The 19899-nt window shown below is 62.2% G+C and carries 17 protein-coding genes; 6 read left to right on the top strand and 11 right to left on the bottom strand.

All coding sequences use genetic code 11. The annotated features are described in order from the left end of the window. Position 1: 1 nt before the first annotated feature. Genes LOY50_RS18590 through LOY50_RS18545 form a run of 10 tightly spaced genes read right to left on the bottom strand, consistent with a single transcriptional unit; the run spans position 2 to position 11026 of the window. Positions 2-1138 (bottom strand): glycosyltransferase family 2 protein, encoded by a 1137-nt coding sequence (locus LOY50_RS18590; protein WP_258688827.1) that lies wholly within the window; start codon positions 1136-1138, stop codon positions 2-4. Further along, a complete protein-coding gene (locus LOY50_RS18585; protein ID WP_258688826.1) occupies positions 1131-2090 on the bottom strand; it encodes a glycosyltransferase in 960 nt (319 codons plus the stop codon). The genes LOY50_RS18590 and LOY50_RS18585 overlap by 8 nt, the downstream gene beginning before the upstream one ends. Continuing rightward, a complete protein-coding gene (locus LOY50_RS18580; RefSeq protein WP_258688825.1) occupies positions 2087-3457 on the bottom strand; it encodes an O-antigen ligase in 1371 nt (456 codons plus the stop codon). Before LOY50_RS18580 ends, LOY50_RS18585 begins: the two co-directional genes overlap by 4 nt. After that, entirely contained in the window at positions 3454-4557 is a 1104-nt protein-coding gene (locus LOY50_RS18575) for a glycosyltransferase family 4 protein (protein WP_253476431.1), read from the bottom strand. Before LOY50_RS18575 ends, LOY50_RS18580 begins: the two co-directional genes overlap by 4 nt. Next, positions 4554-6146 (bottom strand): Wzz/FepE/Etk N-terminal domain-containing protein, encoded by a 1593-nt coding sequence (locus LOY50_RS18570; RefSeq protein WP_214510621.1) that lies wholly within the window; start codon positions 6144-6146, stop codon positions 4554-4556. Before LOY50_RS18570 ends, LOY50_RS18575 begins: the two co-directional genes overlap by 4 nt. Positions 6147-6161: 15 nt before the next feature. Then, positions 6162-7187 (bottom strand): polysaccharide biosynthesis/export family protein, encoded by a 1026-nt coding sequence (locus LOY50_RS18565; RefSeq protein ID WP_253476429.1) that lies wholly within the window; start codon positions 7185-7187, stop codon positions 6162-6164. Between the two features lie 20 nt (positions 7188-7207). Beyond that, positions 7208-7852: a CpsD/CapB family tyrosine-protein kinase gene (locus LOY50_RS18560; RefSeq protein WP_214510623.1), complete on the bottom strand. Its 645-nt coding sequence runs from the start codon at positions 7850-7852 to the stop codon at positions 7208-7210. Further along, positions 7853-8599 (bottom strand): sugar transferase, encoded by a 747-nt coding sequence (locus tag LOY50_RS18555; protein ID WP_253476427.1) that lies wholly within the window; start codon positions 8597-8599, stop codon positions 7853-7855. Next, positions 8586-9665 (bottom strand): NAD-dependent epimerase, encoded by a 1080-nt coding sequence (locus tag LOY50_RS18550; protein ID WP_258688824.1) that lies wholly within the window; start codon positions 9663-9665, stop codon positions 8586-8588. The genes LOY50_RS18555 and LOY50_RS18550 overlap by 14 nt, the downstream gene beginning before the upstream one ends. Next, positions 9662-11026, bottom strand: coding sequence for a UDP-glucose/GDP-mannose dehydrogenase family protein (locus tag LOY50_RS18545; RefSeq protein WP_253476423.1), 1365 nt, complete (start codon positions 11024-11026; stop codon positions 9662-9664). Before LOY50_RS18545 ends, LOY50_RS18550 begins: the two co-directional genes overlap by 4 nt. A 376-nt stretch (positions 11027-11402) precedes the next feature. On the opposite strand from LOY50_RS18545, the gene LOY50_RS18540 reads away from it, so the two are divergent. From LOY50_RS18540 to LOY50_RS18515, 6 genes are all read left to right on the top strand, one after another. After that, the gene (locus tag LOY50_RS18540; RefSeq protein WP_258688822.1) at positions 11403-13100 is read left to right on the top strand and encodes a sulfatase-like hydrolase/transferase; all 1698 of its coding nucleotides are present in this window, start codon (positions 11403-11405) and stop codon (positions 13098-13100) included. Between the two features lie 937 nt (positions 13101-14037). Continuing rightward, on the top strand, positions 14038-14706 hold the full coding sequence (locus LOY50_RS18535; RefSeq protein ID WP_258688821.1) for an ABC transporter ATP-binding protein: 669 nt from the start codon (positions 14038-14040) through the stop codon (positions 14704-14706). Beyond that, a complete protein-coding gene (locus tag LOY50_RS18530; protein ID WP_258691255.1) occupies positions 14706-17174 on the top strand; it encodes an FtsX-like permease family protein in 2469 nt (822 codons plus the stop codon). The genes LOY50_RS18535 and LOY50_RS18530 overlap by 1 nt, the downstream gene beginning before the upstream one ends. Further along, on the top strand, positions 17164-18237 hold the full coding sequence (locus tag LOY50_RS18525) for a lipocalin-like domain-containing protein (protein WP_253476411.1): 1074 nt from the start codon (positions 17164-17166) through the stop codon (positions 18235-18237). Before LOY50_RS18530 ends, LOY50_RS18525 begins: the two co-directional genes overlap by 11 nt. Before the next feature lie 65 nt (positions 18238-18302). After that, a complete protein-coding gene (locus tag LOY50_RS18520; RefSeq protein WP_258688820.1) occupies positions 18303-18545 on the top strand; it encodes a hypothetical protein in 243 nt (80 codons plus the stop codon). Positions 18546-18576: 31 nt separating this feature from the next. After that, entirely contained in the window at positions 18577-18750 is a 174-nt protein-coding gene (locus LOY50_RS18515) for a hypothetical protein (protein WP_258688819.1), read from the top strand. Between the two features lie 516 nt (positions 18751-19266). Here LOY50_RS18515 and LOY50_RS18510 read toward each other — a convergent pair. After that, a complete protein-coding gene (locus tag LOY50_RS18510; protein ID WP_258688818.1) occupies positions 19267-19785 on the bottom strand; it encodes an Hcp family type VI secretion system effector in 519 nt (172 codons plus the stop codon). Positions 19786-19899: the final 114 nt, after the last annotated feature.

Genomic DNA, 19899 nt, shown 5'->3' with positions numbered 1-19899 from the left:
CTTAGCGATTCTGCTCTGGGTTCCACTGGCTATAGCGCTGGCCCCGCAGGAACTGCCAGAGCCCGATGCTCATGCCCGCCAGCGTCACCAGCACGAATGCGGCCAGGCGAAAGGGCCGGGGCAGGCGGTGGCGCGCGTCCATCAAACCGATCAGCGCCATGGCGTAACCGAGCAATTGCGCCACCAGGCTCAGGAGATAGAACGGATGGTCGTTCCACAGCCAGGCATTGCTCAGCAAGAGCGGCAGCAGCAACACCGGCGCCAGGCGGCGGATCAACTTGTGGCTGATCAGCCCGATGGCGTAGAGCCCATGGCGCAGCGGGTTGAGCAGCTCACGGCGCTGAGCCAGGCTCTGCAACCCGCCGACGGTGACCCGCTGGCGACGGCGAAACTGCTTGTCGGCTTCGTCCACGCCCTGGTCTGTCACCCGGGCCATGGGGGCATAGACGATGGATTTGCCGGCAGCTGGCGCGCAGGTGCTGAGGAAAAAGTCATCGTTGACCTGGGCCGGTATCGGTTGGAACAGCACCCGGCGCAGGGCCAACAGCGCGCCGTCGGCCGAGACCATGCAACCGGTGCGACTCTCCACCCGACGCAACCAGCCTTCGTAGTGGCGATACAGACTGTCGCCCAGGCTCAGGCCCTTGCCCGGCACCGGGATTTCCATGTGCCCGGCACAGGCGCCGACTTCCGGATCGCCCAAGGGCGCCAGCAGATGGCTGAGGGTGTCGTTGGCCCATTGGTTATCGGCGTCGGTGAACACCAGGATCTCGCCGCTGCTGTGGGCGACACCGGTATTGAGGGCAGCGGCCTTGCCCAGGCGTGGCAGGTCGAGCACGGTGATGCGCGGGTCGATCACCTTGCGGGCGCAGGCCACCGTGTCGTCGGTGGAGCCGTCGCTGGCGAGGATGATTCGCAATGAATGGGCCCGATAATCCTGGGCCAGCAAGGTGCGCAACTTTTCCTCGATGTGCCGCGCCTCGTTGTGGGCGGCAATGACGATGCTCACGTCCATCGGAAATGCCTTGCCGTAGCGCCGCACCGGAAACAGCGGCGCCAGCAGGCTCAACATCAAGGGATAGCCGAGGTAGGCGTACACCGGCAGCAACAGGCACGACCAGTAAATGAATTCAGCCACGGGCAGGTCTCCTGACGTTCCATTGAAAAATATTGAGTAGCAGTGCGGCGCCGGTCAGGTGCAGGCGCACCCCGTGCAAGGCCCACAATTGCAAGGTCAGGCGCGGATCACGCCGGCTCTGGCGCAGGCTCAGAACCAGAGCCGGCAACGTGCTGAGCAACAGCAGGGTCAGGCCCAGGCGTGCCTGACCCTGGAGCAGGGCGATCAGGGCCAGGACGTCCAGGCCCCAGGCGCCAATCGACAGCGCGGGGAAGCGCAACAGGCGCAGGCTCGGCCCATGGCTGCGCAACAACTGCCAGTGGCTGCCCTGGCGCCACAGCTCCTTGCTCATCCACTCGCGCCAGCTGGCTTCGTAGCCCCAATGCAGGGCCACGCTTTCATTGACCAGCAACAATTGCGCGCCGGCTTGACGCAAGCGCAGGGAAAAATCCTTGTCTTCGCCAGTGCGCAGGGTTTCGTCGAAGCCGCCGACCTGTTCGAACCAGCTTCGGCGCATCAGCAGGTTGGCGCTGGGCAGCCACTGCACCCGGTGCAGGAGGTGTGAGCCGGGACGTTGACTGCGGCGCTGCCAGGCTTCGGCGAACCACGGCGCCTGCCGGGGCGTGTCGAGGTCCAGGCCGAGTACGTCGCCCTGGTGGCCTTCGAGTTCCAGCAGCAGCTTGAGCCAGTCGGCCGGCATTTCGATGTCGGCGTCGATGAACGCCAGCCAATCACCGCTGGCGACCGCCGCACCGCGGTTGCGCAGGGCGCCGATGTGCACGCCTGGCACGATCAACACCCGTGCCCCCAGCTCGTTGGCGATGCGCGGGCCGTGGTCGTCGGAGCCGTTGTCCACCACGATCAACTCACACGCCAGGCCTGCCTGGCGGGCGGCTTCCTGCGCCGCATGCAGCGTACGGCCGATGTGCCGGGCCTCGTTGTACATCGGGATCACAATACTGACGCGGCTCATGGGCGAGCCTCCTGCGGCTCGGCCTGTTCGGCGTCGTAGCGCAATATGCTGGTCAAGGCGAGCATGATCCACAGCAACTTGTGGTTCGGCGCGCTGAGGAACATCAGGAACAACGCCAGCGACAGGAAACTCATGCCCAGGTGCGTCAACAGGTCCGCCTGGGCCCAGTCCCGGCGCTGGAGCCAGAGTTGGCGCGCGCGCATCAGGTTATAGAGGCCCAGCCCAATCGTACCGACAAACATCAAGCCGCCTGGCACGCCGATTTCGCTGAAGATTTCCAAGTAAGTGTTATGGGCCTGGCGGTACAGATCCCCCCGTTTGCGATTGGCCGAGAACGCCTTGGCGTAGCCGGTGGGGGCGTAGTGCTCCGGAAATGTCCCTGGGCCTGAACCGAGTATCGGGTTCTCGCGGATCATCTGGCTGCCCACGATAATGTACGAGGCGCGGCGCCCCAGGGATCCGTCCTTGCTGGCGTTGGCGCCGGAGCTGAGGATGCTCAATGACTGGATGCGTGCCACGTAGCCAGCAGGCATCAAGGCGACTGTCGCCGGAACCATGAGTGCCACGCCGAGCATCGCGAACCCCAGGTGCCGAGGACGTATGCGTGGCAGCTGTGCCCGATAGTGATACAACCCGATCATCAGACTGAGCAACAGCACGACCAGCCCGGAACGCGATTCGGTCTTGGTCATGCCGCCTAGCAACAGGATGAGAGCGCCACCCCAGAACAACCGGTGCAACAGGTTTTTGCTGCGTATTGTCAATAACAAGGCCAGCGGTACGGTAAACGCAATCAACAGCGCAAAGGCGTTCGGGTCTTCCAGCAAACCCGAGGCGCGGCCTTGATCCTGGTATTTGGCCGAAAACATCGCGAGTACGCAGGTAGTGGCGACGCTCACTGTCATCAGGCGGGCGAGTATCTCCAGGTTCAGCTCGCGACCGATCAGCAACGTGATCACGAACAGAATCAGCCCTACTGAGAGTTCACGCAGTTGCGTCAGGGACAGGTCCATGTTTTCTGAAATCAACAGACTCAGGCCATAGAGCATCATGAAGCCGATCAGGGGCTTCCAGATATTGCTGCGCAAGCGCGTCGCGGGAATCTGGTGCAGGGCCAACTGCAACATCAGGATCAGGATCAGCGCCAGGCCAAAGAACTTGCTGGCGGAAAACGCGCTGTCCTTGAACAGGCCTTCGAACGGCACCAGCGCGGCAATGCCCAGCAGGCCCCAGGCGGGCTTGCGATACAGCAGCGTGACGCCGACCAGGCCGAGCACCGCGCCCGGTGCCAGGAACGGATAAGGACTGGCCAGCAATGCCAGGCAGACCAGCCCCAGCAGACTGACGATCGAGAGCGGGACGATCATGGCCGAGCCTCCCGAGCCGTGCGGATATAGAGTTGTGACCAGCGTTCGGCCAGCGTGCGCAGGTCGTAGCGGTCCTGTTGGGTGCGGCGTGCGTTGTCGGCCAGGATCCGCGCCAAGGGCGGTTCGCTGAACAGCGTTTCGATCTGCGCCGCCAGTTCCTCGCTGTTGGCCGGTGCCGCGAGCAGGCCGTTGTGGCGGTCCTGCAACACGTCGGGAATGCCGCCGACGCCGAATGCCACCACCGGCACGCCGGCCTGCATGGCTTCGAGCAGAATCATCGGGGTGCCTTCGGTGCGTGAGCTGATCACCAGGGCGTCGAGGCGACTCCACCAGGCGTTCATGTCGGTCTGATAACCCGGCAATTCGATGCGCGTGGGCAGTCCGGCGTCGGTGATGCGCTTGAGCAGCGCCTGGCGTTCCGGGCCGTCGCCGAGCATCACCGCGTGCAGCGATGAATGCTTCTGGCACAGTGGGATCATGGCGTCGAGGAACAGGTCCGGGCCTTTCTCGCTGCTCAAGCGGCCAACGTAGCCGACCCGCCAGCGCTGCTTGTCGTCACGATGGGCCAACGGCGTGCTGGGCGCTGGCAGGCCATTGGGGATGACATCGAGTTTTTCCGCCCGCACGCTGGCCCGGCGGTGCAGCGTGGCGATGCTTTCGGCCACGCAGACCACGCGCTTGACCGAGGCGGTGCGACACAGTTGCAGGCTCAGCCAGGTATAGAAACGCTGCTTGGGGCTGCGCGGCGTGAAGCCATGCTGGGTAATCACCAGCGGCAGGCGCAGCAACGTGGCGGCGGACCAGCCGAACAGCAGCCCCTTGAAGTTGTGGGTGTTGAGCAGCGGTCGTTCGTCCCGGCGCTCGCGCAGGTGTTGCAACAGCTCGGCCCAACTGGCGCAGTGACGGCAATCGACCCCGGCTTGGCGAAAGCGCGTGATCAAGGTCGGCGGTGCCGCCAGGAACAGCACCTGGTGCTGTCCGGGCGTTGCCAGGCAATGATCGAGCAGCATCCGCTCGGCCCCATAGAAGCCGCCGCTGTCGAGCAGATGAATGATCGACAGGGGGCTGTCTTGGCGGGACGGGCCGAACGGCGCGTTCAATTTTTCACCCAATGGACAAGGCTGGGCACACTCCAGTTGCGGTGCGGGTTGATCTGCTCGGGCGATTGCTCGTTGATCACCAGCAGCACCGGTAGATCCAATTGGTGGCTGATTTGCGCTGGGTGCTTGAAGCGATGGTCGAAGAACTCACGTACATAGACCAGGGCGATCGCCAACAGCAGGCCGCTGAACAAGCCGAACGCAATGATCAGCACCGGCTTGGGAAACGCCGCAGCGGTGGGTTCGAACGGCGGGCTCAGGACCCGGGCGTTGGACAGATCGTTGTCCAGCGAACGCGCGGTGCTGGCCTCGGCGAAGCGCTGGGCATAAGTCGAGAAGGCCGCATGCAGCGCGTTGATCTCGGTGTCCATCTGCCGCAGCTTGCTCTGGGTTTCCTGCAACTGGTGGATGCGCTCCTTGAAGGCGGCGATACGTTCGACCTTCTGGTTGATCACCGAGCTGACCACCGCCAGGTCGGTGGTGCGTTCCTGGATGCGGTTGTTCACCACTTTGAGGAATTGCTGGCGGGTGCGCACGATCTGCTCCCGGGCCAGCAGCATGGGTTCACTGCTGGGCTGGAAGATCGCCAGGTCGTTCATGTAGCGGCTGACCTGGCTGGTCAATTGCTCGCCCATCTGCCTGATTTCCCGATCTTCGAAGGCAATGTTGTCCACGGTGGTGGTGAACGTGAACGGGAAGGTGTAGTCGTTGAACCGCGAGCTGTTCGCCGTCGCCAGGCTGGTCTTGAGGTAATCGAGCCAGCGTTGGCTTTGCAGGAAACGGTCCTGAAACAAGTTCAAGGCCTGCTCTTCGGTGTTGATGGCGTTCAGGCGGAAGGTGATCTCTTCCTTGGGATCGGACGAACCGATGCCTTCAAGCAGTGTCAGGCGGTTGCCCTCCAAGCCATCGAGGCGCGTCTGGTACTGAAGCTTTTTCTGCTCATAGAACGCCTGTGGCAGTTCGATCGATTGCAGGTCCTGGCGACCGGTGAGGTAGTTCTGCAGCAGTTGCGCCACGAACCGGGTGCCCTGGGCCGGGTCGCCGAAACTGTAGACGATGGAGATGACGTTGGAGCCGGGCAGGGTCTCGATCTTCAGGTTTTCGATGGCCTCGTCGGTCAGCGTATCGAGCACGGTGTCGCGCACCGGATCGACCTCCAGCCCCAGGCCGTCGCGCAACGGGTTGATGACGTACTCGCGCAGGGGCAGGGTGATGTAACGCTTGAAGGGATCGCTTACCCATTTGTTGAAGATGCCCGGGCTGGGCGTGTATTCACCCTGGTCGCGCAGGGTCTTGATGGTTTCGCGAATCAACGCCGGCGAGCGCAGGATATTGCTCTCGGTTTCCATGTCCGCCAGGGACGGCGGGATGAAGGTGGCATTTTCCTGGTTCAGCGACGTGGTGGCGTCGCCCTGGGAGAGTTTTTTCGACTGGACGATCACCTGGGCGGTGATATCGAAGCTCTGCTTGAGCATCAACGGCAGCACCAGGGCGATCACGGCGAAAATCAGGAAGATACGCTTCACCCACTGCTTGTTGGCGAAGAAGATCCTGAAGAACTCATGCAGATAGTTTTCCTTGGGGTTCATGATCGGTCACCTGGGTCAGTTGCTGTTGCTGCTTTTGTTGTCGAGGCGGTAGCCGAAGCTGACCCCAACCCCCTGGAACAGCACCACGTCGGCCAGTTGCCTGGCCAGTTCGCCGGCGCTGGCTAGCTTGGTCTTGGGCACGAAAAGCATGTCTTCCGGCTGCAGGTAGGCGATCTGCGACGCGTCGCCGCTCAAGGCCTTCTCCACGTCGTAGTGGCGAGCTTCGACCATATTGCCGTTGCGGCGCATGATGACCACCGAGTCGAGCCTTGCCTTGACGTTCGTGCCCCGGGCCAGGGTCAGCGCCTCGAGAACGGAGATCGGCCGGCGGATCGGGTAGGAACCGGGTTGGGCCACTTCACCGAGGACATAGATCTCGTTGCCGGCGGTGGACTTGAGCAGCACGTCCACGGTCATGTGGCCGGGCAGTTGGGCATAACGCTCGTTGAGAAAGACCTCCAGTTGGGTAACAGTCATGCCCTGCAACGGCACCGAGCCTATTTCCGGGAAGCTGGCGTAACCATCCCGGCCCACTATGATTTCCCGGCTCATGCCCGTGGCCGGGTGGGTCAGGGTGTTGCGCAGGTTCGTCTCGCCGGACAGCGGACTGGTCACCATTACGGTCAATTGGTTGCGGTTGGGCTGGAACAGCATCTTCTGGTTATAGGCACGCTGCACCGCCAGGCGCGCCTCATCGGTGGTCAGGCCGGCGACTTTCACCGAGGTGTTGGCGCCCGGCAATTCGATACTGCCGTCGGGCATCACCTGTTGCGTGCCGTTGAGCTGGCTGGCGGCGGTGAAGTTCAGGGCAACCTGGTCGCCCGGCTGCACTCGATAAGCCTGGGAAGAGGTGGTGTCGATGTGAAAAATCACATCCAGCACGTCCTGGGGCCGCAGGGTCTGTTCGACCTTGGGCATGTCGGTGGCCTGGGCGTTGGCCGGCGCGGCCGTGAGGATCTGCACCGGCATCGAGTGGGTATCGGTATTGCTGGAGCAACCGGCAAGCGGCAGCAACAGCAGGACAAGCATTCTGGCGTTCATCTCGTCATCCTTTTGCAGGCTTACAGGTTGTTGTAGAGCCACTTGGGCATGTAGTACTTGCGGCGATTGAACACGCTGCCCACCACTTTCGCGCCGGCCTGGGACAGGCGCTGGCGGGTGGCCTGGGCCACTTCCCAGCGAGTCTCTTCACCACGCACCACCAGCACCACACCGTCGACCTGGGTGCTGAGCACCAGCGTGTCGCTGGCCGAATACACCGCGTCGGCGTCGATCACCACAAAGCGGTATTGCGCCGCCAGTTGCCTGAACAGTGGGCGCAGTCGCTCGGGGCTCAAGCGTTCGGCATTGCGACCGAGGCGCCCATGGGGCAAGACGTCGAAGGGCAGGCTCGATGCCTGCACCACGCAGTCTTGCAACAAGGGCGGGGCGAGGCTGTTGAACAGCAGGTCGGTAAAACCGCGCTCCTTGTGCAACGACAGTTGCTGGCTGAGGTTGCGCGGTGACTGGCTGGCATCCACCAGCAGTACGCGACCGCTGCTCATCTGCGCCAGTTGAGCGGCCAACGCCATCGCGCTGGTGCTGGTTCCGGTGCCGGCGTTGGCGGCCGTCAGAAGAAGAATCCGCAGGGAAGGGTCGAGCACGGTCGAGGTCAGGTTGGTCTCGCTCGGGCTTGCTATGGTGAGGGTATTGGTTGAACCGTCCATTTAACTCGCTCCGTGGCCGCTGAAAACTTTGAAGGGGGTAATCATCAGGATCTTCAAATCCAGCCACAGGCTTTGTTCAGCGATATAGCTGAGGTCCAATTCCACGCGCTGGTCGAAGTCGATATTGCTGCGTCCGGAGATCTGCCAAAGGCCGGTCATGCCGGGGTAGATGCTCAGGCGCACAAGATGGTTGTCCTTGTAGCGGTAGGCGTTGAACGAGGTCGGCCGCGGGCCCACCAGGCGCATGTCGCCGGTCACTACATTGATCAGGTTCGGCAGTTCGTCGAGGCTGCTGCGTCGCAGGAACCGGCCGATGGGTGTGATGCGCGGATCGTTGTCGATCTTGAAGTCGATGGCATCGGCACCGTGCTTGTTGAGGTGGCGCAGCGACTCCTTGAGAGCCTCGGCGTCGGCAACCATGGTGCGGAACTTGTACATGCCGAAGACTCGGCCGCGATACCCGGTGCGCTTCTGCACGAACAGCACGGGACCGGGGCTGGAGAACTTGACTAGCAGCGCCAGGCCCAGCAGCAGCGGGCATAACAGCACCAGGATCGCCAGCGCGCCGAGGCAGGCCACTACGCGATTGGTGCGCGAGACCGTCCAGGGCCGGCCGCTGTCGCGACCGGTCAACCAACCACGGCCCTGGCGGTGGATGGCCGCGTCCAGGCGCCTGCGGTGCTCCGGATCGACGCGCTTGTCGCGTCCAGGGGCGTTGATCTCGATGACTTGCTCATGTCGGGTCATGGATTCCTCCGCTGAGGTTGGGCCGCAAGCGTTCAGTCGCGAGCGGTGCGTGGGCAGGCCGTGGGTAGTAATCGAGGAACCACTGGATGAAGCGGCCCAGGCCTTCGTCCAGTTCGATACACGGCTTGAAACCGGTGGCCCGTGCCAGGTCGCTGGCATCGGCGCAGGTGTTGAGCACATCCCCCGCTTGCAGGGGCAGCAGTTCGATGCGGGCGGTTTGTCCCAGGTGCTTTTCCAGCAGTGCGACATAGGTGCGCAGCGCCACCGGGTGTTGCCCGCCGATGTTGTAGATCCGCCAGGGCGCACGGCTGGTGGCCGGGTCCGGTTGTTCGTGATCCAACAGGGGCGTGACCTGGGGCGCATGGTCGATCAGGCGGGCGATGCTTTCGACGATGTCGTCGATGTAGGTGAAATCGCGTTGGTGCTCGCCGTGATTGAACAGCTGCAGCACACGGTCTTCGACGATGGCGCGGGCAAACTGGATCGGCGACATGTCCGGGCGGCCCCAAGGACCGTACACCGTGAAGAAACGCAGGCCGGTGCTGGGAATGCCGAACAGATGGCTGTAGCTGTGGGCCATCAGTTCGTTGGCTTTTTTGCTGGCCGCGTACAGCGACAGCGGATGGTCGACGTTGTCCTGCACCGAATAAGGCGTGCGCGGGTTGGCGCCGTATACCGAGCTTGAGGAGGCGTAGATCAGGTGCTTGACCGGATACCGGCGGCAGCTTTCCAGGATGTTCAGGAACCCGGTGATGTTGCTGTCGACATAGGCCCGCGGGTTTTCCAGGGAGTAGCGAACGCCGGCCTGGGCGGCAAGGTGAATCACTACGTCCGGGCGCCGGGCCTGGAACAGTTCATCGATGGCCGGCGCGTCGACCAGGTCGATCCGCGCCAGGGGAAACGCGCCGGCCTGCTCGTTTACCCAGGTCACGCGGTCGTGCTTGAGTTGCGGGTCGTAGTAGTCGTTGAAATTGTCCAGCCCGCACACCCGATGGCCGTCGCGCAGCAGTCGCAGCACGACGTGGGCGCCAATGAAACCGGCCGCGCCGGTGACCAGGATGTTCATGCTTGCGGCCCGGGTAGCGGGGTGCCCGGCACGGTGTGCCGCAGCCCGATACCGCGATACAACAGCCCGGCGGCGGCCAGGTGTTCGGGGTTGTACAGGTTGCGGCCATCGATGATCACCCGGGCGCGCAACTTGCTGGCCAGCAGGTCGAAGTCCACCACGCGAAAATTCTTCCACTCGGTGCAGATCACCAGGGCGTCGGCGTCTTCCAGGGTGTCGTCGCGGGTGGCGCAGAGGTTCAGGTCCTTGCGATAGCCGTAGAGGCGCCGGCATTCGGACATGGCTTCCGGGTCATAGGCGTGGACCCGGGCGCCTTCGCGCCACAGCGCTTCCATCAGGTAGCGGCTGGGGGCTTCGCGCATGTCGTCGGTGTTGGGCTTGAATGCCAGCCCCCAGATGGCAATCGATTTGCCGGCCAGGCCCTCCTGGAATTGTTTCGCCAGTTTCTCGAAGAGGATGTGCCGCTGGCTGTCGTTGACGTCGGTGACGCTGCGCAACAAGCGCAATGGCATGCCGCTTTGTTCGGCGGTGTGCAGCAAGGCCCGCAGGTCCTTGGGAAAGCACGAACCGCCGAAACCGCAGCCGGGGTAGATGAAGTGGTAACCGATACGCGGGTCCGAGCCGATGCCTTTGCGCACCGCTTCGATGTCGGCGCCCAGCCGTTCGGTGAGGTTGGCCAGTTCATTCATGAAGCTGATGCGGGTGGCGAGCATGGCGTTGGCGGCGTACTTGGTCAGTTCGGCGCTGCGGTTGTCCATGAACATCAGTTTTTCGTGGTTGCGGCAAAAGGGCGCGTAGAGCTCCGTCATCTGGTCGCGGGCCAGCGGGTCGGCGGTGCCGACGATGATCCGGTCGGGGCGCATGCAATCGGCCAGCGCACTGCCTTCCTTGAGGAACTCGGGGTTGGACACCACCCGCACGTTCAACTGTTTCAGGCCGCGCCGAGCCAACGCCTGGCGGGCGCATTCGGCCACCTTGTCGGCCGTGCCCACCGGCACCGTGGACTTGATGACCAGGGTGCGGTCGCTGTCCATGAAGTCGGCGATTTGCTGGGTGACGGCCAGCACATGGCTCAGGTCTGCCGAGCCGTCTTCATCGGCGGGGGTGCCGACGGCGATGAAAATCAGTTCGCCATGGTTGACCGCGTCGCTGGCCTGGGAGCTGAACGACAAGCGTCCGGCCTTGATGTTGTCTTCGAGCAAGCTGGACAGCCCCGGTTCGCTGATGGTTGGTACGGCTTGTTGCAGTTGCTGGATTTTTTTCGGGTCGATGTCGATGCACAAAACGCGGTGCCCGACGTCGGCCATGGCGGCGGCCTGGATCAGCCCGACATACCCCGTACCAAATACGCTCACGTCCATTCTTGGCGCGCCTCGCAAACCGAATGATGTAACTCGGATGAAACTGTTTAGAGGGGTATAGCGCAGGCTTCAGAAAAGCGTGTCAGCAAAATGACAGTTGTCAGTGTTGGCAATTCAAGTGAAGTCGGGCATTTTGATATCAAGTCCTTGACTGTCTTAGTAAAGTGGCTGTTTTATTGGGCTTCACGGGAATTTGACAAAGCGATAAACGGTAGTAATCCATAGATTTTTACATTTTGTGACGGGTTTTCGTGTCATTTTTGGGGTAACTATTTTTTGACGCTTGGTGAGATCAAGCATTTCTTGCGCTTTGAAAATCGGCTGCTAACGTGCAGGAACGAAGTGCTTTTGACACGGCGATCTGGTCGAGGAAAACATGGTCCGTTACCTCAAGGAACTGCTGCTGGTTCTGTACCTGCTCAAGGGGTACGACTATTACCTCGACCGTCTCGACGCGTTGGGCTTGGGCTTGGCAACCTTGCTGTTCGGCGCCATGTTCGTGCTGTTGGTGCTGGCGCTGTGGATGACTGCCTACATACGCCAGACATTGGTGCGGCATGTGTTTGCCTTGGCGATGTTTGTTTCAGCGGTGTTTTTCGAGGTGTACGCCCGGGTCACGGACAGTTACCTGACCTATAGCCAGTTTGTTTCGCTGGTGTACTCGGGGGGATTTATCCAGGAGGCGGCCTATCAGTACCGCGACGTGATTATCAGCGTGGTGATAGGTGGTTTGTTGCTGTTGTTCGGCATCGCGCTCAAACCTCGGCGGGCGGTGCGGTTGCCCGGTTATCTGCCAATAGCGGCGCCGGTGCTGGGTGTGTTGTTGCTCAGCGGCGTGTTGTTCGTGCGGGCCGGCGAGGGCGCGCGCGGCCTGCCGGTGATGTACACGCCGTTGGCCTATTTGAATCTGTTTGCCTACGAGTCCTTGCACAACACCATCGGCCCTCGGGAGCCGGTCACCCTGGCGCGACGATCGTCTTTGATCGAGCAGGATATCGTGCTGATCATCGATGAAAGCGTTGGCGGTAATTACCTGGATATCAACGCGCCGTTCGGTGTGCACACCGGCCTGAAGACGCCGCCCGAGGGCGTGGATATTTTCAATTTCGGCTACGCGGCCTCCGTCGCCAATTGCAGCGCCGACACCAACGTCACCCTGCGCTACGGCGGCACGCGCGCCGACTATATGCGCATCAACAGCACCCGACCGTCGATCTGGCAGTACGCCAAGAAGGCCGGTTTGCGTACCGTCTACATCGACGCCCAGCGCACCGGCGGTAACCTGCAGAACCTGATGACCAGCCTGGAAAAACAGGACATCGACGAATTCGTCCAATTTGACCAGGCCAGCGTGCGCGACCGCGACATGGCCGCTGCGGCGAAGTTGATCGAACTGCTGGGTGACAACCAGGCCGAACTGGTGGTGATCAACAAGGTGGGGGCGCATTTCCCGGTACACGACAAATACCCCGACGACTTCATGGCATACCGTCCGGCCTTGCCGCGAGGGCAGTTCCAGGAAGTGGCCGACACCGGCAGTCGCGATGGCTTCAACGGCCAGAAAGATGACTGGTTGCTGTACCGCAACGCTTACAAGAACACCTTGCTGTGGAACGTCGGCGAGTTCTTCAAGCGAATCTTCCAGCAGGGCGATTTGAGCCATGCCGTGCTGATCTACACCTCCGACCACGGCCAGGACCTGCACGAGCGCGGCAACCCCGGGCTCAACACCCATTGCGGCGGTGACCCGGTGGCGGAGGAGGGGTTGGTGCCGTTGGTGGTGATCCAGGGCAGCCAATTGCAGACCCTTGATTGGCGCGATGCCTGGGCCCGGAACAAGGACCGTTCGAGCCACTACAACATCTTCCCGACGCTGCTGCAGTTGATGGGCTACGACCCGGCCGGGGTTGAATCGGCCTATGGGAAATCCCTGAGCCAACCGACCGATGACGACTTCACTTTCAACTATCGCTTTAATGCGCGGTTGGGGGCGAAACCGGCTTGGAAACACATCGACTTGGGCGACATCGTGACACCGCAGTCCGGCCAGGTTGAGATGGCGGCGGGGCATTGACTGGCGCTGAGCTCTTGTTGATTGAGTGCATATCCATTGCTGCGGTAACGGCCACTTAGGGTTTCGCCCTTACGGCGACTCACTTTTTTTCAGACGCCAAAAAAAGTAAGCAAAAAAGGCTTGCCCCACCACTCGGCACCTCGCCTAGGCTCGGTGTGCCCTCACTCCGGCATTGCTCCGTGGGCCGCCGCGAAGGGCCATTCATGGCCCAGCGCGGCTACCTCGGCATCCATGCCGAGGTGCCCACGGATCAATGCCTGCGTTCGGCCAGCGTGGTTAACGGGGCGCCCAAGATCAAAAGCCAAAGCAAAGCAAGAACCGGAGCATGTCCAGCATCTATGTGGCTGAACCACCGCTATCGCGAGCAGGCTCGCTCCCACAACGGGCCTGCGGTGAACACAAGACTCATGGACACCCAGAATTCCCTGTGGGAGCGAGCTTGCTCGCGATGAGGTCGGCAAGCCCAACATCCCTGTGACTGAACCACCGCCTTCGCGAGCAAGCCCGCTCCCACAGGAGAAACGCGGTCCCACCAAGAACCAGGTCGGCTATAAGGCCGCCTCGGCGTGGACGTTGATCTGGGGCGCCCCGTTAACCACGATGGCCGAACGCAGGCATTGTGGAGTGGGCATCCCGGCATGGATGCCGGGATAGCCGCGCTGGGCCATGGATGGCCCTTCGCGGCGGGCCCACGGAGCAATGCCGGAGTGAGGGCATGCCGAGCCTAGGCGAGGCACCGAGTGGTGGGGCAAAGCGCTTTTGGTTACTTTTGGCGCTCTTCCAAAAGTGACCCGCCGTAAGGGCGGAACCCTAAGCGGCCGTTACCGCAGAAATGGATATACCCCCCCAACCCGACGAGCGATGAGAAAACCCGTGGGTGGGGACCGTCCCTCAACTCCGCTATCCTGACCCCCACGTTCATCCATCGAGCCTTTTCATGCTTGAAGTCCGCGATGTTTTCAAAAGCTACCCCACGCCTCAGGGCCCATTGCCGGTGCTGCAGGGTGTCGACCTGACCCTGATGCCCGGTAGCAGCCTGGCGCTGATGGGAGAGTCAGGCAGCGGCAAGAGCACTCTGCTGCACCTGGTCGCCGGGCTGGACAAAGTCGATCGCGGCAGCATTCGCAGTGGCAAGTATCGGCTCGATGGCATGAGTGAAAGCCAGTTGGCGAATTGGCGACGCACGGAAATCGGCCTGGTGTTTCAACAGTTCAACCTCATCAGCAGCTTGTCGGTGGAGGACAACCTGGCGTTCCAGGCGCGTCTGTGCGGCCGTTATGACGCAGCGTGGCAAGCCCATCTGGTGCAGCGGCTCGGGCTTTCAGCGCTGCTGCGGCGTTATCCCGAGCAACTGTCCGGCGGCCAGCAACAGCGGGTGGCGCTGGGGCGGGCGTTGGCTTCGCGACCGCCCTTGTTGCTGGCCGATGAACCCACCGGCAGCCTCGACGAAGCCACCAGCGACGAAGTCCTGCAACTGCTGCTGGAACTGCTGGAGGGCAGCCCCACCAGCCTGCTGATGGTGACCCACAGTCCACGGGTGGCAGCGCGCCTGGCCCAGCGCGTGGTGTTGCACGGCGGGCAGTTGGCGCAGGTGGCCCAGGGGTGATGATTTTTCGCCAGACCCTCAAGGCCCTGCTCAGCCACTGGCGCCAACACCCGGTGCAATTCTTCAGCGTGCTGACTGGCCTGTGGCTGGCCACCAGCCTGCTCACTGGCGTGCAAGCGCTGAACAGTCAGGCCCGGGACAGCTACGCCCGGGCCAGCCAATTGATCGGCGGCGAACCCCAGGCCAGCCTCAGTGCGCCCGGTGGCGGCACCTTTCCCCAGCAATGGTTTGTCGAGCTGCGGCGCCAGGGCTGGCCGGTGTCGCCAGTGTTGCAGGCTCGGGTGCTGCTCAAGGACCGCGAAGATCAGCGCCTGCAACTGATGGGCATCGACCCGGTGTCGCTGCCGCCCGGTGCCGCGCTGGCGGGGCAGGCGCGGGAGATGACTGAGGTGGTGGCGTTCTTTACCGACCCCGGCCGCACCTGGATCGCCCCGCAAACCTTGCAAGCCCTGGGACTGACCGAGGGTGACCGACCCCGGAGCGTCGATGGGCAATCCCTGCCACCGTTGCATGCCCAGGAGGACATGGCGCCGGGCGTGCTGTTGATGGACATCGGTTTTGCTCAGCAGGTACTCGGGTTGCCGGAGCAACTGTCGCGACTGTTGTTGCCCGCCACGTTCAGTGCCGCATTACCGGAAGCGTTCAACGGTCGCCTGCAACTCAAGCACGCCGATGAAGAAAACAACCTGTCGCGCCTGACCGAAAGTTTTCACCTGAACCTCGATGCATTGGGGTTTTTATCCTTCGTGGTGGGGCTGTTCATCGTTCACGCGGCCATCGGCCTGGCCCTGGAACAACGCCGCAGTCTGTTGCGGACCCTGCGCGCCTGTGGCGTCAGTGCGCGGGTGCTGGTCACCAGCCTGACCATCGAACTGGGCGCGTTGGCCCTGCTGGGCGGGATCGCCGGGGTGCTCAGCGGCTATTGGCTGGCGAGCCTGTTGTTGCCCGATGTAGCGGCGAGCCTGCGAGGTTTGTATGGCGCCGAAGTGGCCGGGCACTTGAACCTCAGCCCGTGGTGGTGGTTCAGCGGTGTCGGCCTGAGCCTGCTCGGTGCACTGCTGGCCGGCGCTGACAGTCTGTTGCGGGCGGCGCGCCTGCCCTTGCTGGCGCTGGCCAACCCCCAGGCCTGGCATCAGGCCCATGCCCGATGGCTGCGACGCCAGGGTTGGGTGGCGACGGTGGCGGCATTGATTGCCGCATCGGCGTTGATCTGGGGCGATAGCCTGGCCAGCGGTTTTGTCCTGATGACCGCCTTGTTGCTGGGGGCAGCGCTGGCCTTGCCGGTGTTGCTCAACAGTGCGCTGAAGCGGTTGTTGAGCCGCAGCCGCTCGGTGCTCGGGCAGTGGTTTCTTGCCGATTGCCGCCAGCAATTGCCGACGCTGAGCCTGGCGTTGATGGCCTTGTTGCTGGCGCTGGCGGCAAACATCGGCGCTGGCAGCATGACCGCCGGTTTCCGCCAGACTTTCAGCAATTGGCTCGAACAACGGCTGACCGCCGAGTTGTACATCAACCCGCAAACCCCGGCCCAGGCAAACGAACTGCACGCCTGGCTCAAGCAACAACCGGCGATCACTGCCGTCGTTCCCCTTTGGCAAGTCTCAGTCCCGTTGCAGGGCTGGCCGACGGATATCCACGGCATCATCGATCACCCCCACTATCGACAGCATTGGCCGCTGCTGGAATCGGCCGGCGACAAGCCGTGGGAGCAACTGGCGGCCGCCGACACCCTCATGCTCAGCGAACAACTGGCACGGCGTCTCAAGGTGAGTATCGGTGATCAGTTGACCCTGCCGACACCTCAGGGGCCATGGGCACTGCGCATCGTCGGCATCTACGCCGACTACGGCAATCCCAAGGGCCATGTGCTGGTCAACGTCGATCACTTGCTGGCGCACTGGCCGAACCTGACGCCGAACCGTTTCAACCTGCGCATCGAACCGTCTGCGATCCCGGCGCTACTGACAGCGTTGCAAGGCCGGTTCAGCCTGGATGACAGCCGCATCGTCGACCAGGCCCGGCTCAAGGGCTGGTCGACCCAGGTGTTCGAACGTACCTTCGCCGCCACCGCCGCCCTCAACAGCCTGACCCTGGCGGTGGCCGGCGTGGCGTTGTTCATCAGCCTGCTGACCCAGAGCCAGAGTCGCCTCGGCCAGTTGGCGCCGCTGTGGGCGCTGGGGGTGACGCGTCGGCAGTTGATGCTGCTCAACCTCGGCCAGACCTGGCTGCTGGCGCTGCTGACCTTGGTCCTGGCGTTGCCGCTGGGCATCGCCCTGGCCTGGTGCCTGGACACGGTGATCAACGTGCAGGCCTTCGGTTGGCGCCTGCCGTTGCGGGTGTTCCCGTTGCAACTGGTGCAGTTGCTGGCCCTGGCGATGCTCGCCACGCTACTGGCATCGGCCTGGCCGCTGTATGCGCTGTACCGCACGCAGCCGGCGGATTTGCTGAGGACTTTTGCCCATGAAGATTAGGGTCGGCGTGTTGTTGCTGCTGGCGTTGCTCAGCGGTTGTGACGACTCCGCGCCAGCGCAAAAGGGCTTTGCCGGCCTCGGCGACCAGGCTGTCGCGTTCACGCCGGTTGTGCCTGGGCGGGTGTTCAGTTTCCCCGCCGACCATGGCCTTCATGAAGGCTTTCGCATCGAGTGGTGGTACGTCACCGCCAATCTCAAGGACGCCCAGGGGCATGAGTTCGGCGTGCAATGGACGTTGTTTCGCAGCGCCTTGAATGCCGCGCCCCAGGCCGGTGGCTGGCGCAACCAGACCATCTGGCTCGGCCACGCGGCGGTCACCTCCGCCACCGTGCACCATGCCGCCGAGCGTTATGCACGAGGCGGGGTGGGGCAGGCCGGGGTGCAGGCGGTGCCCTTCAATGCCTGGATCGACGACTGGCAATTCGGTACCCAGGCTTCAGGGGACGAGCCGTTGGCGGACATGCAATTGAAGGCGCGCGACCCACGCTTCAGCTATGCATTGCGGCTGACGTCGAGCCGGCCGCTGGTGTTGCAGGGCGAGCAAGGGTTCAGCCAGAAATCCGAACAGGGGCAGGCGTCGTACTACTACAGCCAGCCGTTCTTCCAGGCCAGCGGTGAGTTGGAAATCGATGGCCAGCGTTACGCGGTCAGCGGCCCGGCCTGGCTCGACCGCGAATGGAGCAGCCAGCCCCTGACCGCAAACCAGACCGGCTGGGACTGGTTTTCCCTGCACCTGGACAACGGCGAGCACCTGATGCTCTACCGCATGCGCCACAAGGACGGCGCGCCGTACCTCACGGGCACCTGGATCGACGCCCAGGGCCAAGCACAAACCCTGCACGCCGGGGAAATCAGCCTCGTGCCCCAGGACACTGCCAAGGTCGCCGGACGTTCTATGCCAGTCGGCTGGGCGATCAAGATCCCCAGCAAACAACTCGACATCACCCTCCACGCGCTCAATCCCAATGCCTGGATGAACCTGCGCATCCCCTATTGGGAAGGACCGGTTCGACTGCGTGGCAGCCAGGGCGGCACCGGTTACCTGGAAATGACCGGCTACTGAGAATCGTCGGAACTCCCCGCGAACACCGGCCCTCATAGTTTATGAATGTCTCGCAGGAGCCCGTCATGAGCGAGGACCTCAAACTTGCGTCGCTGGCCGATTGGCAGCGATTGTTCGACGACCAGGCCTACTGGCAGCAGTCCCCCGATGCTCACTTCACCGAACTGATGCGGGTGGCCAATGACCTGTTCGGCCAGGGCGCCATCGACCTGGCGCAGTGGCAGGCCTTGAAGACCAAGGCCGAGCAACTGCACCAGCGCTCTCCGGATGCCAACGTCGCTGAAGAAGTCGCCGACCCTGACGCCTGACCTCAGGCCTGAAAGATTCAAGGAGTTCGCCATGCAGCAACGCCCCGATCAAACCCGGCAAAACCCCGACGCCCCGGCATTGCCTGGTGAAGTGGAACGCGATAATGACGCCTTGCGGCCAAATGACCCGGCCAAGCGCAAACAACAGCAAGGCGACCCTGAGGCAGGGGATACCGATGCACAGAAAACCGGTCGGCGTGGCTGAGGTTTGTCACGTCGACCGGCATTAAAAACAGTTTTTTAATGACTGTTTAATTTTCCTACATGGATAACGTTTTTGTATTTGTCCGTGTTTTGTATAAGTGTTTACGCCGCTAGCGCAGGAGTTGCCATCCAAACACTGTGGCGAGGGAGCTTGCTCCCGCTGGATGCGAAGAAGATATGTGTACGCTGCGTAGGAGCTGTCGAGTGCAACGAGGCTGCGATCTTGCCCCAGGCACTTGAGTCCCAAGCCAAAGATCAAAAGATCGCAGGCTTCGCCAGCTCCTACAGAAATATGAAAGGCTTCAATATTAAACAATTATTTAAACAGGCTCGCGGACATATTCTGAAAGTTCCATTATTATTATTCACGTTCGCCCAGTGTCAGGCTCTTTACCAGTGCATGGATTGCCGAGGCCATCGCACTGGGCGAACACCACCCTGAATCAATAACTATCGATTATTTTCAACTGCACATCGACCCACAGAGTTGGCCGATGCGTGAGTGGCTGCCTCCGATTCAACCAGCAGCCGGCGAACGCCAGTCATCGGAGCCCGAGGTACCGCTGACTTCGTGGGTCCAGGTGATCTTGCGATACGTGAAGTGCACGTCCTCCAGATGGGTGAAGTGTGAGTTTTCTGGGTCCTGGCAGTTGAGCATGTAGTCCTTGATATCGACGATAATCGCATCCTCCAAAGTGGTGGTGTAGTAGTGCTCCTGGGTGCCTGCGGCCGAAGTGCGGTACCACTGGATCTTGACTTCCTCCAGGCGTTCGCCGCTCGTTAGGGCGACCTGAAGCAGTGGCGAAGCTTTGTCGAATACCTTGGTGATGATCAGGGGTTTGTGTGTGCGCTGACCGGTTGGCTGACCGGACTGAGGGTCGCGAGGGATGGTCACTTGGTGCTCGAAAGCCTGCACCATGACCTGATCCTCATGACCCTCTTGGTAGGTGTTGCCCACTGAATCGGCGGTAAACGCACCGGCAGTGATCAGGCCTTGTTTAGTGCCTTTTACGGACATGTACGCGGGGGTAGCCAATGGATGCTCTCCTTCCTGGATAACGATAGGGCCTGGGACGGGAGTCGCCCGAGGTGGCCTCACGGATATCAAGAGCTATGCCATTTTTTAAAAACTTATATATATCAATAGGTT

Origin of the sequence: Pseudomonas sp. B21-010, from assembly GCF_024749325.1 — a bacterium.
In the GTDB taxonomy this organism is placed as follows: Bacteria; Pseudomonadota; Gammaproteobacteria; order Pseudomonadales; family Pseudomonadaceae; genus Aquipseudomonas; species Aquipseudomonas kilonensis.
The sequence above is the reverse complement of the archived record's forward strand: the minus strand, read 5'-3'. Positions and strand labels throughout refer to the sequence as shown.